General features: G+C 27.5%; 20 protein-coding genes and 2 pseudogenes. All 22 read left to right on the top strand.

The annotated features are described in order from the left end of the window. Window positions 1–2: 2 nt before the first annotated feature. The 22 genes and pseudogenes from ACYUEX_RS10400 (at window position 3) to ACYUEX_RS10295 (ending at window position 17,269) form a co-directional block, all read left to right on the top strand. Window positions 3–893: an LbetaH domain-containing protein gene (locus tag ACYUEX_RS10400; RefSeq protein WP_460288013.1), complete on the top strand. Its 891-nt coding sequence runs from the start codon at window positions 3–5 to the stop codon at window positions 891–893. Between the two features lie 5 nt (window positions 894–898). Continuing rightward, window positions 899–1,138, top strand: coding sequence for a hypothetical protein (locus tag ACYUEX_RS10395; RefSeq protein ID WP_460288012.1), 240 nt, complete (start codon window positions 899–901; stop codon window positions 1,136–1,138). Then, on the top strand, window positions 1,135–1,539 hold the full coding sequence (locus ACYUEX_RS10390) for a VOC family protein (protein ID WP_460288011.1): 405 nt from the start codon (window positions 1,135–1,137) through the stop codon (window positions 1,537–1,539). Before ACYUEX_RS10395 ends, ACYUEX_RS10390 begins: the two co-directional genes overlap by 4 nt. Further along, entirely contained in the window at window positions 1,523–3,304 is a 1,782-nt protein-coding gene (locus tag ACYUEX_RS10385) for an HAD-IIIC family phosphatase (protein WP_460288010.1), read from the top strand. The genes ACYUEX_RS10390 and ACYUEX_RS10385 overlap by 17 nt, the downstream gene beginning before the upstream one ends. Continuing rightward, entirely contained in the window at window positions 3,301–4,311 is a 1,011-nt protein-coding gene (locus ACYUEX_RS10380; protein WP_460288009.1) for a TylF/MycF/NovP-related O-methyltransferase, read from the top strand. Before ACYUEX_RS10385 ends, ACYUEX_RS10380 begins: the two co-directional genes overlap by 4 nt. A 63-nt stretch (window positions 4,312–4,374) precedes the next feature. Beyond that, complete coding sequence (locus ACYUEX_RS10375; RefSeq protein ID WP_460288008.1) at window positions 4,375–5,091, top strand: class I SAM-dependent methyltransferase; 717 nt, start codon at window positions 4,375–4,377, stop codon at window positions 5,089–5,091. A gap of 17 nt (window positions 5,092–5,108) precedes the next feature. After that, window positions 5,109–5,288, top strand: coding sequence for a YjfB family protein (locus ACYUEX_RS10370; RefSeq protein ID WP_460288007.1), 180 nt, complete (start codon window positions 5,109–5,111; stop codon window positions 5,286–5,288). 52 nt (window positions 5,289–5,340) lie between these two features. Then, the gene (locus ACYUEX_RS10365) at window positions 5,341–6,120 is read left to right on the top strand and encodes a glycosyltransferase (protein WP_460288005.1); all 780 of its coding nucleotides are present in this window, start codon (window positions 5,341–5,343) and stop codon (window positions 6,118–6,120) included. Between the two features lie 196 nt (window positions 6,121–6,316). Continuing rightward, entirely contained in the window at window positions 6,317–6,547 is a 231-nt protein-coding gene (locus ACYUEX_RS10360; RefSeq protein WP_460288196.1) for a nucleotidyltransferase domain-containing protein, read from the top strand. Window positions 6,548–6,629: 82 nt separating this feature from the next. Continuing rightward, entirely contained in the window at window positions 6,630–7,487 is an 858-nt protein-coding gene (locus tag ACYUEX_RS10355) for a flagellin N-terminal helical domain-containing protein (protein ID WP_460288004.1), read from the top strand. A 234-nt stretch (window positions 7,488–7,721) separates the two neighbouring features. After that, a pseudogene (locus ACYUEX_RS10350) lies at window positions 7,722–7,972 on the top strand (transposase); the annotation flags it as partial. Window positions 7,973–8,395: 423 nt separating this feature from the next. Then, complete coding sequence (gene flgB / locus ACYUEX_RS10345; RefSeq protein ID WP_460288003.1) at window positions 8,396–8,794, top strand: flagellar basal body rod protein FlgB; 399 nt, start codon at window positions 8,396–8,398, stop codon at window positions 8,792–8,794. A gap of 2 nt (window positions 8,795–8,796) precedes the next feature. Then, complete coding sequence (gene flgC, locus ACYUEX_RS10340; protein ID WP_460288002.1) at window positions 8,797–9,201, top strand: flagellar basal body rod protein FlgC; 405 nt, start codon at window positions 8,797–8,799, stop codon at window positions 9,199–9,201. Between the two features lie 9 nt (window positions 9,202–9,210). Then, a complete protein-coding gene (gene fliE, locus ACYUEX_RS10335; RefSeq protein WP_411170339.1) occupies window positions 9,211–9,510 on the top strand; it encodes a flagellar hook-basal body complex protein FliE in 300 nt (99 codons plus the stop codon). 20 nt (window positions 9,511–9,530) lie between these two features. Then, a pseudogene (gene fliF / locus ACYUEX_RS10330) lies at window positions 9,531–11,092 on the top strand (flagellar basal-body MS-ring/collar protein FliF). A gap of 4 nt (window positions 11,093–11,096) precedes the next feature. Then, complete coding sequence (fliG, locus tag ACYUEX_RS10325) at window positions 11,097–12,113, top strand: flagellar motor switch protein FliG (protein WP_411170341.1); 1,017 nt, start codon at window positions 11,097–11,099, stop codon at window positions 12,111–12,113. Next, window positions 12,097–12,855, top strand: a complete 759-nt coding sequence (locus ACYUEX_RS10320; RefSeq protein WP_460288001.1) for a FliH/SctL family protein — start codon at window positions 12,097–12,099, stop codon at window positions 12,853–12,855. Before fliG ends, ACYUEX_RS10320 begins: the two co-directional genes overlap by 17 nt. 15 nt (window positions 12,856–12,870) lie before the next feature. After that, window positions 12,871–14,181, top strand: a complete 1,311-nt coding sequence (gene fliI / locus ACYUEX_RS10315; protein ID WP_460288000.1) for a flagellar protein export ATPase FliI — start codon at window positions 12,871–12,873, stop codon at window positions 14,179–14,181. 14 nt (window positions 14,182–14,195) lie between these two features. Then, window positions 14,196–14,627: a flagellar export protein FliJ gene (gene fliJ, locus ACYUEX_RS10310; RefSeq protein ID WP_460287999.1), complete on the top strand. Its 432-nt coding sequence runs from the start codon at window positions 14,196–14,198 to the stop codon at window positions 14,625–14,627. A 17-nt stretch (window positions 14,628–14,644) separates the two neighbouring features. Continuing rightward, entirely contained in the window at window positions 14,645–16,144 is a 1,500-nt protein-coding gene (locus ACYUEX_RS10305; protein WP_460287998.1) for a flagellar hook-length control protein FliK, read from the top strand. 12 nt (window positions 16,145–16,156) lie between these two features. Then, complete coding sequence (locus ACYUEX_RS10300; protein WP_411170346.1) at window positions 16,157–16,861, top strand: flagellar hook capping FlgD N-terminal domain-containing protein; 705 nt, start codon at window positions 16,157–16,159, stop codon at window positions 16,859–16,861. Between the two features lie 21 nt (window positions 16,862–16,882). Continuing rightward, window positions 16,883–17,269, top strand: a complete 387-nt coding sequence (locus tag ACYUEX_RS10295; RefSeq protein WP_460287996.1) for a TIGR02530 family flagellar biosynthesis protein — start codon at window positions 16,883–16,885, stop codon at window positions 17,267–17,269. Window positions 17,270–17,288: the final 19 nt, after the last annotated feature.

Raw genomic sequence — 17,288 nt, 5'->3', positions numbered from 1 at the left:
GAATGTTTTTAAGAAATATAAGATTAGATGATACAGATTTTATTGTATATAAAGATGGGGAATTTAATACCTGTGGATTTACCTGTCAAAAAAAGGCAAAGATGTTGAGTTTTGTTTTAGCACAGAAATATTTATTAACTATAAAAAATGAAGATATAACTTGTGTTATATGTAAAGAGGAATTGTTAGAAAGTGTGATTGCTCTAAGACCAGATGTAGGTATAATAATTTGTGAAAATCCAAGAAAGCTAATTTTTAAAATTAATGAGATATTTAAAAATAAATATTTTTATTCTAAGATTGATAAAAGTTCTAGAATTTCTGATAAAGCAATAATAAGTGATAAAAATGTAATTATTGGGAAGAATTGCGTTATAGAACCTAATGTAATAATATATGAAAATACAATAATTAAAGATAATGTATATATTGGAGCTGGAAGTATAATAGGTGCAGAAGGATTCATGGTATATAATGATATAAATAATGATATTGCTAAACATAAAGGTTATGTAGTTATAGATAGTAATACAAAAATATTGAATAATGTTAATATAGAAAAAGCAGTTTTTTTTGGTGAAGTTACAATGATTGGTTTTAATGTAATATTAGATTCGGCAGTAAATATTTCTCATGGAGTAAATATAAAAAAATCTACCATGATAGGTGCAAATTCCAAAATATGTGGTTATACTAGTATAGGAAATGAAGTATATATTGGTCCTGGTTCAACTATTTCAAACAACTTAGAAATAGGTAATAGATGCACTGTGAAAATAGGAAGTGTGGTAGTTGAAAATTTAAAAAATGAGTCAGAGGTATCTTCATTTTATGCAATAGACCATAAAATTAATATGTATAACAGAATGAAAATAATGAAAGGCAAAAGGTAAATAAAATGAGAAGTGTACTTGCTATTATAGAAGAAGCAACAGATTGCAATTTAAATGGAATTGATTATGAATTAATTACACCAGATAACATTTCAAAATGGGATTCCTTAGTTCATATAAACTTAATAATGTTAATTGAAGAAGAATTTGATATAGAAGTGATTCCTGATGAAATGAATGAGATGTTTAAGGGATATAATAATATTGTTAATGTATTAAATAAAAAGGGAGTTATCTTAGAATGAAAATTCATCATATAGGTATTGTGGTAGATGATATTGAAAAAAGTACGACGATTTATGAGACTCTAGGTTATGAAAAGACTTCAAATATAGTTGAAGATTTAATTCAAAATAATAAATTGCTTTTTTTAAAACAGAGTAATAGTGATGTAGTTATAGAATTAATTCAACCTATGTCAGAAAAATCAACAGTATATAATAAGGGAAATGCTGGAATTCATCATTTTTGTTATCAAGTAGAGAATTTAGAAGAATTTATTAGTGACTTTAAGGAAAAGAGAATCGGAAAGATATTCACTAATAAAATTAAAGCCCCTGCATTTGCAAATAGAGAAGTTATTTTCGCATATTTGAAAAATGGAACTATAATTGAGGTGATTCAAGAAGATGATACAATGGAGTGATAATTTTAAATATAGTGATTATATAAAGCTATATAATCAAATACAGAGTACAGATGATAGTGCTGCTAAGAAGATAAGAGTAGCTATCTTATCTTCATATACTTCTACTGTAGTAAAGGAAATAATTACAGTGGAGCTATTTAAAGATAATTTTTTTTCAGATATTTATTTTAGTGAATATAATCAATTTATGCAGAATATTATTGATGAAAATAGTGATTTATATAAAAGTAAAAGTGATATAACTATATTAGCCATTAGATTAGAGGAGTTATATCCAAGTATATATGAAGATTTTAATTCTTTAAATACAAATAAAATAATAAAGGACATTACAGAACAATTTATTAGTATTATAGATAATATTAATAAAAACAGTAGAACAAATATAATAATAAATAATTTTATTACGCCTATATATTCAATAAATAGTTTGAGTGATTATAGTTCAGAAGATAGTCAAATTAGTTTTATTAGAAAAGTAAACTTTATCCTTCTAGATATAGCTAGTAGATATTCCAATGTACATATTCTTGATAATGAACAAATAGCTTCAAATATTGGTAAAAAATCGATATGTGATTATGGGAAATGGTATTTGTATAAAAATCCATATAAACCGTCATATTACATAGAGTTATCAAAGGAATATCGAAAATATGTACAAGCTATATTTGGTATTAGAAAAAAATGTATGATTCTTGATTTAGATAATACTTTATGGGGTGGGATAGTTGGAGAAGACGAAATAGATGGAATAAAACTTGGAGAAGATTATCCAGGAAAGTGCTATAAAGACTTTCAAAGAGTGTTATTGAATCTTAAAAAAAATGGAATGTTGCTTGCAGTAAATAGTAAGAATAATTACGATGATGCTATTAAGGTTATAAATGAACATCCGGAAATGATATTAAGGGAAAAGGATTTTGCAGCTATAAAAATAAATTGGAATGATAAAGCTACAAATGTAAAAGAAATTGCTAGTGAACTTAATATTACTTATTCTGATTTAGTATTTATTGACGATAACAAAGCAGAATGTGAATTAATTAAACAGGTTTTTAATGAAGAAATTAGCATTATAAATGTTGATAATGATCTTCCTAATAATATAAATAAATTACTAGAAAGTAATTTATTTAATTTTTTGAAGTTAACTGAGGAAGATAAAATTAAAACAGAATTATATAAAGCTAGAGGGAAATTGTTGTCAAAAAAGCTTGAATTTCAAAATCTTGAAGATTATTATAAAAGCTTAGAAATAGTTGTTCAAATAAAAGAAGCTGATAGATACTCCTTACCAAGAATAACTCAATTGATTCAGAAAACAAATCAATTTAATATTACTAACAGACGTTATTCAGAGGAAGAAACTTCTCTAATGGCTTATTCTGATAACTATATTGTTTTTTATATTAAAGCAAAGGATAAATTTGGTGATAACGGAATAGTTGGTGTATGTATTGTTAATACAGCAGATGTTGAATCATGGAACATTGATGTATTTTTACTTAGTTGTAGGGTTATGGGGAGAAATATAGAAATAGCTTTTATGTCATTTATTTATGATATGGCCAAGAGTAATAATGTGAAATTATTAAGAGGTGAATATATTATTACTGAAAAAAATAAATCAATAAAGAATTTTTATAAAGATTTAGGATTTGAGTATAACAATGAATGTTACAGTTTGAATATTACAGAAAATGAGATAATATGTCCGGAATATATAGAAATAAAACACTCGAAAGTAGGTGCAATATGATTAAAGTTTTGATATTTGGCACAGGAGGAATTTATTCCATTTTAAAGCAAAGTATAAATATGAATAAAGTTGAAATAGTAGCTTTCATTGATGATGATACTATGAAACATGGAACTTATATAGATGGTATTAGGGTGGTTCCAATTTCAGAAATTGAAAATTTGAAATATGAATATGTTATTATTGCAAGTGGAAATTATGATTATATTAATGAAAGACTAGAAAAATATGGAGTAGAAAAGAGCAAAATTATTGCAACAACTTTAGATAACAGTCAAGTATTAAAAAGAATAGAGAAAGAAATAAATAAAAAAATAGATGAGATAGCAAACTTTAATATCTTATCAGAGCTTTTAAAAGAAGATAAGAAGATAGAGGGATGCTATAATTGTAATATGCCTTTACTAGGAAGAACTAGGGAATTTAATTTTTATGATTATAATAAATCAGATTATGTAAGAATGTCTTCAATAGAGTTAATTGCATATGAAATTAACTCAAAAAAAATAAAGGGATGTGTTGCAGAACTTGGAGTGTATAAGGGAGATTTTGCTAAAATAATAAACAAGCTTTTTCCAGAAAGGAAATTATATTTGTTTGATACCTTTAGTGGATTTGATATGAATGATATTTGTATTGATAAAAATAAAAAATTTTCGACCAATATATCTAAACAATTTTCAGATTGCAATTTAGATAGCGTAATAAGTAACATGGAATATCCTGAAAATTGTATTATAAGAAAAGGATATTTTCCTAAAACGGCAGAAAATTTACAAGAAAAATACGTTTTTGTTAGCATTGACGCAGATTTGTATAAACCAATATATGATGGGTTAGAGTATTTCTATAAAAATTTAGTTCATGGAGGATACATTATAGTTCATGACTATAATAATGCAATGTTTAAGGGAGCTAAAAGTGCTGTAATAGATTTTTGTCAAAAGTATAATATAGGATATGTGCCTTTAAGTGATGTTTGTGGAAGTGTAGTTATAACTAAGTAATTAAGTCTAAATTAATTTATTGTTATATTAATAGATATATATTTACGAGTGGAGTGTGTGCTTATGTTGAGTAAATGTGATGTTATTGCTGATATATATATAAAACCAGATGATGGTGTTAAAGTAGAAGACAAATTTTTAGATTATTTGAGCAATATTGTTGTTTCGAAAATTAGTGGATATAATATACTGGAGATGGGGATAGGAACAGGGGCGTATACAGAAAAAATAATTAAAAAAAGCGGGCATTCTTTTGTGGTTGATGGTTCAAGTAAGCTAATAGAGAAGCATAGAGAAAAGTATAATAATAAAGTTAGTTTGTTCAATGAGTATTTCGAAGATTTTAATCCAGATATAAAGTTTGATGCTATTGTTGCAACTAATATTTTAGAACATCTAGAAGACCCAGTTTTAGTGTTAAAGAAAATGAAAAGTTGGCTAGGTGATAATGGTAAAATAATAATTATTGTTCCTAATGCAAAATCTCTTCATAGAAATTATGGTGTCTGTTTAAATATAATTGGAGAAATAACCCAATTAGATGAGTCTGATTTTAAAGTTGGACACAAAAGAGTATATACTAGTGAGTTGCTGGAAGAACATATAAAATTAGCTGGACTTACTATAGTAAATAAATTTCCAACTTATTTAAAATTACTTTCAAATAGTCAGATGAGTAACTTTACAAATGAACAAATAGAAGGTTTATTTAAATTAGCAGATCATATGGAAGAATTCAAAGATTATAATGCAGACTTATTTTTTGAAGTAACTAAATAATATAGGAGATAATAAAGATGGATATAGGTAGACTATCAATGGCAAGAAGTCAAGGAGCTTTAGCAAATGCAGTTCAGTTGTCATTAATGAAAATTCAAATAAATACAGGTGAGGAAATGGTTTCTGGTTTAAAAAATATGATGGCGACTATGGCTGTTGACGCAAGTAAGGGGAATACAATAGATGTAAAAGCATAAAAAGTGAGCAGTTAATCTGCTCATTTTTTATAAACAGAGATAAAATTTTGTTATGAAAATAGGAAAATGCATGATTTCAATATGTATAATTACTAAGGATGAAGAAGAAAATTTAAAGAAATGTCTTAACTCATTAAAGACACTTAATTATGAAATAGTTGTGGTGGATACAGGTTCGAAGGATAAAACAAAGGAAGTAGCATATGAATATGGATGTAAGGTTTATGATTTTAAGTGGAATAATAATTTTAGTGATGCTAGAAACTTTTCTATAGAAAAAGCTAAAAATCATTTTGTATTAATTATAGATGCTGATGAAGAAGTTGTAGATATTGATTGTGATAGTTTGGAGAAACAATTTTCATGTATTTATTATCAAATAGGTAAGAGTTATTTTATGGCTGGAGATTATGAAAAGTCATTAATATTCTTTGAGAAGTCAATTTCATTAGACTTAGATTTAAAACTTGAGTATGTAAGTGATTTAATTGAAACTTATGGATATGCATTGATAAATAGTAGACAATACTCTGAAGCTATGAAATTATTAAACCTATATGATAATTATTATAATTCATCGGATTTTATATTTTTATTAGGACTAATATTAATGAATAATGGATATTTTCAGGAGGCTATAGAAGCCTTTGAGAAAGCAACAAATATAAAGACAAGTAAAATGGAAGGTGTAAATTCATTTTTGACATATTACAATATAGGTGTTATCTATGAATGCTTAGGAGATGATATTAAAGCGAGTGAATATTATACTTTTTGCGGTAGTTATAAATTGGCAGAAGATAGAATTAGAAAGATGAAATATATCCGTTGATATATTAACACTAAATTGAAATTTTCAATTTAAATATCTTATTATATAATAAAGTCAAGATATTAGAGAGGAAAAGCTGTTATAAGCAAGCTTAATAAATGCTATAGAAATTTGGAATGATATCTTATTATCAAGAAATTAAAAATAAAATAGTAAATGAATATATTACAGCTATAGAAAAATTGTTAAATAATATATTAAAGAAGTTACCATAAAAGTTTATGGAATAAATAAAAAAGTATATGAAAACTTAATTTATTATTTTAAAAGCAATGTTGATATAGAAAAGGTAATATTATTTGGTTCAAGGGCTAAAGGAACTGAAAATATAAATTCTGATATAGATTTATGTATAAGTTATATGGGTAAAAGCAAAGGTTCTATTGTAGAAAAAATAGATGGGATTTTTCTCCGCTTTTCCTATTAAGAACTAAATTTTTATATCGATAATTAAAATAAGTAAATAAATAGATTAATTTAGTGTAAGTTATAGACGAGGAGATAATATTATGAGATTAAATCAAAATATGCAATCTTTAAATGTATATAGAAATTATAAGAAAAATTTATCCGTGCAATCAAAAGCTTTAGATAGAATTAGTACAGGAACTAAGATTAACTCTGCAAAAGATAATCCTAATAAACTTGGAGTAAGTGAAGGACTTAGAATTCAAATAAGGGGACTTCAAATGGCTGAAAGAAATATTCAAGATGGAGTTTCGATGATGCAAGCAACAGATAGTGCATTAAATACTGTAGGTGAGGCTTTAAATAGAATTAAAGAATTAACTGTACAAGCTGGAGGCACTTATAATAATGAAGATTTAAATATAATTCAAAATGAAATTAATCAACTTAAGGAACATATTGATTATACAGTAAATAATTCAGATTTTAATGGAGTTAAATTATTAAACTCAGAAAAGGTTACAAATAATAATTATCCTAAGTATTTAAATCATGTAGTGGGAGCAAATGTTAAAGAGGAAATAAATATACCTATATTCAATATAACTACAGATATGCTTATTGATTCAGATGGAAATTCATTAAAAAGTATAGATGTAACTAATAAAAATGAATTAGATAAGAATTTAAGTATTTTAGATTCAGCAATAAGCACTTTAAACTCAGTAAGAAGTAGATATGGAGCGATTCAAAACAGAATGGATACCTCAGCTCAAAATTTAAGTGGGACTTCATTTAATTTAGAAAGTGCAGAAAGTAGAATTAGAGACTCAGATTTAGCATTGGAAATGGCAGAATATTCAAGAGGTTCAATTCTGCATGAAACTTCAATAGCTCTAATGCAACAAACTAACAGATTTCCACAAGATGTTTTAAGAGTGCTTGAAAATATGAAATAAATTTATCGACAGAGGAATTTTTAAAATTCCTCTGTTTTATTTTATAAAGAATACCGCAGGCTTTACCTGTGGTTCCAGGAAGTTTTTAGCTTTAAGTAGAAAAAGTAAAATATCCAATGTATTATAAAAAGTAGGTTTGCCAACCACAATTTATAAAAAGAGGAGGATTCGTAATGGATAATAGTAGTTTAGCACATAGCAAATGAAATTATAAATAGCATACAGTATTTGGACCTAAGTATGCTTGTAAGTATTCCACTGAAGATTAGTGTATCTCAATTTATGGGATATCTTAAGGGGGAAAGTTCTCTTATGATATTTGATAGACATGTAAATTTAAAATATGAATATGGAAACAGATAGTTTTGGTTAAAAGTATATTATGTAGATACAGTTGTAAGAAACAAAAAGTAATTGAAGAATATATAAAAAATCAAATACAAGAAGATTTAGCATATGAACAAATGAGTTCAAAAGACCATTTACGAGTTGCCCTGATATGCAAGGACATAAATTTTATACGAAATTTCAATAGCCTTAATGAACAAACTAACAGATTTCCACAAGATGGTTTAAAAGTGATTGAAAATATGAAATAAATTTATCGACAGAGGAATTTTCAAAATTCCTCTATTTTTTTCTTTTTATTTAAATAAATACAATGTTTTTGATAATATATATAAAAATAGTGTTACAAAATGTAAAAAAATATAGAATTCAACAAAACAAATGATTATTAGGTTGTGAATGTAAAAATTTGAAGATGATTTTTTGAAAAATTATTATAGAAAAATAATTTAGATTAAACTATAATATAAAAGTAGGAAAAATTTCGTAATTAATGAAATAAATAAAAAATATTTTTCTAAATTATAGAATAAAAAATGTTGTTTTAGGGAGAGAAGCTTATGAATATAAATAATAACGACAAAACATTGCAATTTATAAAACTTGGATTAGACGCTTCCTCGTTAAGAGGTAAGGTAATAGCAAATAATATGTCGAATATAAACACTAAAGATTACAAGAAGTCCTATGTTTCTTTTGAAGAAAATTTATCAAAGGCTAAAGAAGATTTTAGCTTAAAGAAAACTAGGGAAAATCATTTATCTGGTAATTTAAATGATTCTTTAATTAAAGTAGAAACAGACAAAAGTACAAGCATGAGAACTGATGGTAATAACGTAGATATGGATTTAGAAAAAGTAAATCAAGCATCAAATACATTAATGTACAATGCTTTAATTACTCAAGCAAATTCAAAATTAAATATGACAAAGAGTGTTATATCAGGAGGAAATAGATAATTATGGGTTTATTTAATACTATGAGAATAAGTGCAAGTGGTTTATCAGCAGAAAGATTAAGAATGGATACAATAACGTCCAATATAACAAATGCTACAACAACAAGAGGGAAAGATGGAAAACCTTATGTTAGAAAAATTGCTGTATTTCAAGAAAATTTAGATAAGGCAAAGGAATTAAATGGTGTAAAAGCTGTTGGAATAGTAGAAGATGAATCTCCACTAAGAAGAGTTTATGATCCTAGCCATCCAGATTCTGATAAAGATGGTTATGTTACTATGCCTAATGTTAATTTACTTAATGAAATGGCAGATATGATAGCAGCATCTAGAGCTTATGAAGCGAATGTTGATACTTTAAATGCTACAAAAGGTATGTTCACAAAATCATTAGAGTTAGGAAGGTAGAGATAAGAAATGATAATAAATAATTTTGTTCCAACTGAAAAGGTTTTTGAAAATAATATAGTGTCTGATAATAAAGTTAATTCTAATGGAAGTAATTTTCAAAATATCTTAAAGGATAGTTTAGATAAAGTAAATGAAAAACAAGTTGAAGCTGATAATATAACAAATGACTTCATTTCAGGGAAAAATGTAGATGTTCACCAAATGATGTTAGGTATGGAAGAAGCCAAGATGTCACTTCAATTAGCAATACAAGTAAGAAATAAAGTTGTTGAAGCAGTACAGGAATTAACTAGAATGCAATTGTAATATGGTAAGGAGTGCTATTGATGAATAAGCTTAAAGAAAGCTTTAGCAAGTTGTGGGAAAAATTCAAATCATTTAGTAAAGGTATAAGAGTTGCAATAATAATTGCATTAGTAACAGTCATTATTGCAATAGGATCTTTGGTTTTTTATAGTTCATCTACTAAATATAAGGTATTATTTTCAAATTTAGATCCAAGTGATGCACAACTTGTAACAAATAAGCTAAAGGAAAAAAAGTAGATATGAAGATTGAAGGAGAAACTATAATGGTTCCAAAGTCTTCAGTTGATGAATTGAGATTAGAGCTTGCACCAGAACTTTCAGGAGGAAGCAAAGGATACGAGCTAATGGATACAGGAAATTCATTTGGTATGACAGATGAAGAATTTAAGTTAAAGAAATTAGTAATGCAACAAGGTGAGTTAGAGAAAACTATAAAAAGTTTTCCTCAAATAGATACAGTAAGAGTACATATAACCCCTTCAAAGGATTCAGTTTTTGTGAAAGATAAAGAACCTGGAAAGGCAGCAGTTTATTTGAAACTAATGCCAGGAAATAAATTAGGTAAAGAACAAGTTGAGTCAATAGTTGCACTTGTTTCAGGTAGTACCGAAAACATACCTAAAGAGAGTATAGAAGTAATAGATAGTGATATGAATCTTCTTACTAAAGATTTAAATAAATCAGAAGGTGGAGAAGTAAGCGCAGAATCTATAGAAAAACAATTTTCTTTAGAAAAAAAATATGAAGAGGATCTTCAAAAATCAATAGTTGAGCTTTTAGAACCAGTAGTAGGAAAAAGTAAGGTTAAAAGTTCTGTTAATGTTGATTTAGATTTTGATTCAAAACAAAAGACACAAACAACAATAGATCCTAATAAAGTTATTGTGAGTCAACAAACTGTTAAGGAAAATAATGGAGCAGGAGCAGGACAAAACAGTCAAGGGCCTGTAGATAATAATATGGGAAATACCATAGAAGAAAAAAATGCTAATAATAATTCTTCTAGAGAGGAAGTAAGCACTAATTATGAAAGTGGGAAAACTGAAGTTAAGACGATTAGTGCACCAGGTGAAGTTAAAAGATTAACAGCATCTGTATTTATAGATGGAAATATAGATGGAAATGTACAAGCTGCTATTGAAAAATCTGTAGCAAATGCAGTAGGTCTTAATACCGAAAGAGGAGATAGTGTATCAGTAGTTGGAATGACATTTGATCCGCTTACTAAAGAAGAAGCTCAAAAAGAATTTGATTCTATAAATGAATTATTAGCAAAAGAAAAGAGAAATAAAATAATATTATATGCAGTTTTAGGTATATTAGCACTTATTGGTGTAATAGTAACTTTAATTTTAATTAGAAAAAAATCTAAGAAGAAGGAAGCGGCAAAAGAAAACTTATTAGATGTTATTATAGATGATAGACTTTCAGGAGAAGATACAGCAGCTATGCCGTCTATAAACTTTGAAAGTATAAATCCAAAAGCTCATATAGAGAATGAAATAAAGCAATATGCAACTGACAAACCAGATCAAGTAGCAGATATAGTGAAATCTTGGTTAGCTGAGAATGAGAGGTGATAAGATGGCAAGGGATTCATCAAAATTAAATGGAGTACAAAAAGCTGCTATATTATTTATAACACTTGGACCTGAGGCATCATCAGCAATTTTAAAGAAGCTTCCAGAACAAGAGATACAAAAGATAACATATGAAATAGCTAATATATCTTCTGTTACTTCGGAGCAGAGGCAGACTATATTAGATGAATTTTTAGAAATGAATAAAGCAAGAGATTATATTATAGAAGGTGGTATAGAGTACGCAAGAACTTTACTTTCAAAAGCTTTAGGAACGCAAAGGGCAAATGATATATTAAGTAAAGTAACTGAAGCTACTCAACAGTATAGGCCATTTGCTATTGCTAGAAAGGCTGATGCACATCAACTTTTAAATGTAATAAGTTATGAGCATCCACAGACAATAGCACTAATACTGTGCTATCTTCAAGCAGATAAAGCAGCGCAGGTTTTAGCAGAATTACCAGAAGATACTCAAAGTGAAGTAGCATATAGAATAGCTACTATGAGTAATACATCTCCTATGGTAATTAAGGAAATAGAAAAAGTTTTAGAAGGTAAATTAAGTAGTGTTGTTAGAAGTGAAATGACTTCACTTGGTGGAGTTGAAACTTTAGTTGATATTTTAAATCAAGTTGATAGAACAACAGAAAAGAATATTACTGAAAGCTTAGAGAGAGAAGATGCAGAACTTGCAGATATAGTTAAGAGCTCAATGTTCGTATTTGAAGATATTATCACTCTTGATGATGTATCTATACAAAGAATTCTTAGGGAAGTTGATGGTAAGGAGCTTGCTCTTGCACTTAAAGGATGTTCTGATGAAGTTGCTAATGTTGTTTACAGAAATCAGTCTAAGAGGGCAGCAGCGGCACTTAAGGAAGATATGGAATTCTTAGGACCTGTAAGATTAATGGATGTAGAAAAAGCTCAACAAAAAGTTGTTTCTATCATTAGAAGGTTAGATGATGCTCAAGAAATAATAATTTCAAGAGGTGGAGAAGATGCAATTATCATATAATCTTATAAAAAGAAATTCTGCCTTAGAATCCTCTGAAAAGAAAATACAAACAAATTATATTACTAAAGCAGAAGTTTTAGAGGATGAAAGTGAACAAGAAAAAAAGTCATTAGAGCTTGAAATTAAAAGAAGCTATGAAAGTCTTGGAGCTAATATATTAAAAAAAGCTAAAACTGAAGCAGAAGAATTAATAATGGATACTAGAAAAAAAGCTGTTGAAATAGAAAAAGAAGCTTATGAGGATGGATATAATCAAGGCAAAGAAAATGGCTTTGAAGATGGCTATAAAGAAGGCCTAGAAAAGGTAAGAATAGAAACTGAGGGAAATGTTAGAGAAAATATAGAAGAAGCAGAAAGAATATTAAAGTCTGCAAACCTTGAATACAAGGAATATTTACAAGAAAAAGAAAAAAAAATTATAAAGATAGCTTTTGAAATGGCAAAGGTTATAGCTAAAAAAGAAATAACAGCTTCTGATGGGATTTTACCTTTATTAAATAATATTTTAGAAGAAGCTAAGGGTGAAGAAAATATAATAATAAAGTGTAATCCAGTACATGTGAATTCAATTGAAGATAAAATAGACTACTATAAAAAGGCTTATGCCATAAAAGGAGAGATATTTATACTAGAAGATCCTTTAATGGAAAGTGGAAATGCAGTAATAGAAAAAAATACTGGAAAAGCTGTAATTGGTTTAGATATTGCTTTAGAAAAACTTGAAGAAGCATTATTTAAGTAGTCATTAGGTGAAGATATGATAGATATAGATTTTGATTTACTAAATAAAAAAATTCAAGAAGTTAATACATATTATTTAGAAGGTACAGTTAAACAGGTAATAGGACTTACTATTGAAGTACAGGGAGTTAAGGCTTTTGTAGGAGAACTTTGTACTGTATATAATCAGGAAAATCAGCCTATTAAATGTGAAGTTGTTGGATTTAGAGAAGATGCAGTTTTACTTATGCCTCTAGGAGAGCTTATAGGAATTTCTCCAGGTTGTAGAGTAGTGCCAGAAAGAAAGCCTTTAGAAGTAAAATGTTCAGATGACTTGTTAGGAAAAATTCTTGATGGATTAGGTAATCCACTTCAAGGGGAGGATATTTTTCAAGGAGACGGATATCCTCTTGAAAATCAACCACCAGATCCATTAGCAAGAAAGAGAATAACAGAAATTCTTCCTACAGGAGTTAGAGCTATTGATGGGTTTCTAACTGTTGGAGAAGGGCAAAGAATAGGAATTTTTGCAGGATCAGGAGTTGGAAAAAGTACAACCTTAGGTATGATAGCTAGAGAAGCAGAAGCAGATATAAATGTAATTTCTCTTATAGGTGAAAGAGGAAGAGAAGTTTTAGAGTTTATAGAAAAAGATTTAGGGCCAGAAGGAATGAAAAAATCTGTTGTTGTATGCGCAACGTCAGATAAGCCAGCTTTAATAAGAATAAAAGGAGCTTTAACAGCCACAGCTATAGCAGAATATTTTAGAGATAAAGGCAAAAAGGTTATTCTTATGATGGATTCTGTAACTAGATTTGCAATGGCTCAAAGAGAGGTTGGGTTAGCTATTGGAGAGCCTCCTGCACAGAAAGGATATACTCCTTCTGTATTTGCTAAGCTGCCTAAGCTTATGGAAAGACCAGGGACATCTGATAAAGGCTCTATAACAGCCTTTTATACAGTTTTAGTTGATGGAGATGATTTTAATGAACCTATTGCAGATACTGTAAGGGGTATATTAGATGGACATATAGTATTATCAAGATCATTAGCACACAAAAATCATTATCCAGCAATAGATATTTTAAATAGTGTTAGTAGACTTATGCCTAATATAGCATCAGATATTCACAAAGAATGTGCTTCAACAGGAAGAGATTTGCTTGCAACTTATAAAGAGGCAGAGGATTTAATAAATTTAGGAGCTTATGTAAAAGGAAGTAATAAAAAAATAGATATAGCAATTCAATATAATGACAGATTAAATAGTTATTTAAAACAGGGAATTGAAGAAAAATCAGATTTTGATACTTCTTTAGGAAATCTAATTTCTATGTTTAGAAGCTAAAGGGATGGATAAAGATGGCAGATAAATTTAAGTTTAGTCTAGAGAAACTTCTTGAAATAAGAACAGAAAAAGAAGAAGAAAGTAAAAGATTATTTACTAGAACACAAAGAGAAAAGCAAATGGAAGAAGAAAAGCTAAATGGCCTTAAATGTAATTATGAAAAATATAGTGGAATAAATAAAGGAGAAAGTTTAGCTTATCAAAAAATAAAAAGAAATTATTTATTTGCTTTAGATAAGGGAATTGACGAAACTGAAAAAAACTTAAATGTAAAACTAAAGGAGCTTGATATAAGAAGAGAGGATTTGCTTAAAAAGCAAATAGAAAGAAAAACAGTAGATATATTAAAAGAAAGAAAATCTACAGAGTTCTATAAGGAATTAGATAGACAGGAACAAATTTTAATTGACGAGCTTGCTTTATATGCATATATGAGAAAGCATTGAAAGGAGGTGAGTAAAGGATGATAAATACAAATGCTTTTATTAACTTAGAAAGTAAATTACAAAATTCTAGGGTGAATTTAAAGAATGATGTTTCAAAGAGTGGAAATAAGGTTAAAGAAGGGTTTAAGGAATATTTTAATCAAGAGGTTAAAAATAATTCTTCTAAAGAATTAACTCTAAACAATGTGAAATCAAAAGATAGTAATGCTAGTCAAGAGCCATTAGTATCAAAAAACTCTAATAGTGATGAAAATACCTTAACTAAACTATCTAACAAATTAAATGAAATATCAGAAAAAGAAGATTTCCCAGGAAATGATTCAGATGTAGATTCTTTAAGCGAAATTTTAGTTTTACTTTCAAATTTGTTAAATAAAAATATTTCTGATGAAAACTTATCAAATATTAATATAGAAGATGAAAATCTTATTGGTATTAATTTAGAGGAGCTAAGCTCTAAAGATGTAGAAGAAGTATTCTTAACATTATTTAATGGACAAGAAGAAGTAAAGTCTAATAATCCATTAATAGATATAAAATTTTTAGATATTGATAATAAAAATAATTCTGCAGATTTAAAGGCTTTATTAAAAGAAGCAAAAACATTAACAGATAGTATATTAGAAAATATAAAATCAAAAAATTTAGATGAAACATCTGTTGATAGCTATAAAAAAGAATTAGCTAATAAAATTTTATCTTTAATAGATTTATTACCAAAAGAAAGTATAGAAAAGATATCCTCTAATATTGGAGATGAAGACAAAACAAAAATTATCACTAGTTTATTAAGTGTAAAAAACTATGAAAATGAAGATGGGATTAATAGTAAATTACCTGAAGTTAAAAGTGATACTAATAAAACTCCAATTATAGCAAAGGTAGAAAGTCAATTAAATAATGAATCTAGCTATGATGAAAATTTAAATAGTAATGATACATCAAAGAAATATAATGTTGATGAAAATAGTGATGAGGATAAAATATTATCTAAAATCATAGATGGAGATAATAAGAGTTCATTTTCAAAGGTATTAAATTCTTATGATAAATTTAATAAAATCAATATAGAAACAATTAAAGAACCAGTAGCTGTTAATAAGCAAACTTTAGACTTAGATATAATAAAAAATGTTAAGTTTATGATGAAAAATGCAATGCAGGAACTAAAGGTGAAAGTATATCCTAAAGAACTTGGTGAAATGACAATTAAAATTCTTTCAGAAGAGGGAATAATGAGAGCTGAAATAAAAGCAACATCAAAAGAAACATACAATTTATTAAACTCTAATTTACAAGATATTAAGAAGAGTTTATCAGAACAAAATATAAGAATTCAGGAAGTAAATATAGGAATATATAACGAAGATACAACTTTCTTTAGTGGTAAAGAGAATTCATCAGAAGACTTTAAAAATGGGCAAGAAAGTACAAGTAGTGGAAAGGTTATATTTACTGAAGAAGATGAAATAAAAGAAGATTTACTTAATGAAAGTAATGTAAATTTATTAGCATAAGGGGGAAGAGAAATGTCTAATGCTATAAATAACTATACTGGATCAAGAGCAACAGATAGAGGAACCAAGATAATGAAGCCAGGACAAGATATGGATAAAAATGCATTTTTAAAAATATTATCTGCAGAATTATCTAATATGGATCCAATGGGAAATAATGATTCTACTCAATATGTTACACAAATGGCACAATTTGCTTCAATGGAACAGGCGACTAACTTAAACAATACTATGTCAAATTATGCTAATAATTCTATGATTGGTAAAGGCGTTACCATGAAAAGTGTAGATAATGAAGGTAAACCTTATACAGGAGTTGTAAAGGCTGTAACAACAACTGCTGGGAAAACTACATTATCAGTAGAAATAAGCGAAAAAGGACAAAATGTTTATAAAGATTTTGATATAGCAGATGTTATGACAGTTTTAGATGTTCCAGATTATTCATTACCATCAATTAATAATATTAATGGTAATATGTCATTCTTAGTTGCATCCTCATTTATTGGAAAACATGTTGAGTTAAATGAGAAAGATAAAGATGGAAATAAGTTCACTGGAGAAGTTTTAGGAGTAGTAAAAGACGAAGGTGTAGTTAAAGTACGAATTAAGCTACATGATTCAGATGAAATAAAAGAATTTACTTATGATAAGATAGTTAAGGCTTCAAATAGTAAGGAAGAAATCAAACCTAGTGAGCCAGAAGAGGACAAGTAAATTGTTAAAGTAGGTGATTTTTTGGGCTTTAGAGTTATAAATGGAAAAGCTTATCCTGTAGGTAATTTTCAGTTACCAAATGAAAGGGTAAATGAAAAAAATAATCACTACAAAAGTAAGTTTAATGATATTTTAAATGAGACAATAAATAAAGATAATGAAGAGTATACACTATCTAAACATGCAGCAGATAGATTAAAAGAAATAAATTTTACAGATACAGATATGAAGGAAATAGCAAAAGGATTTCAAATAGCACAAGACAAGGGTTCGAAAAATTCTGTAATGATTTATAAAGACGTAGCTTTAATTGCAAGTATAGAAAATAAAACAGTAATAACAGCTATAGAAAAAGAAAGAGCAAAAGAAAATATATTTACAAATGTAGATAGTGTTGTAATTTTATAAGCTGGACCTATATAGGAAG

This window comes from Clostridium sp. CTA-7 (genome assembly GCF_054768095.1).
This window is presented reverse-complemented; position numbering and strand designations above follow the sequence as displayed.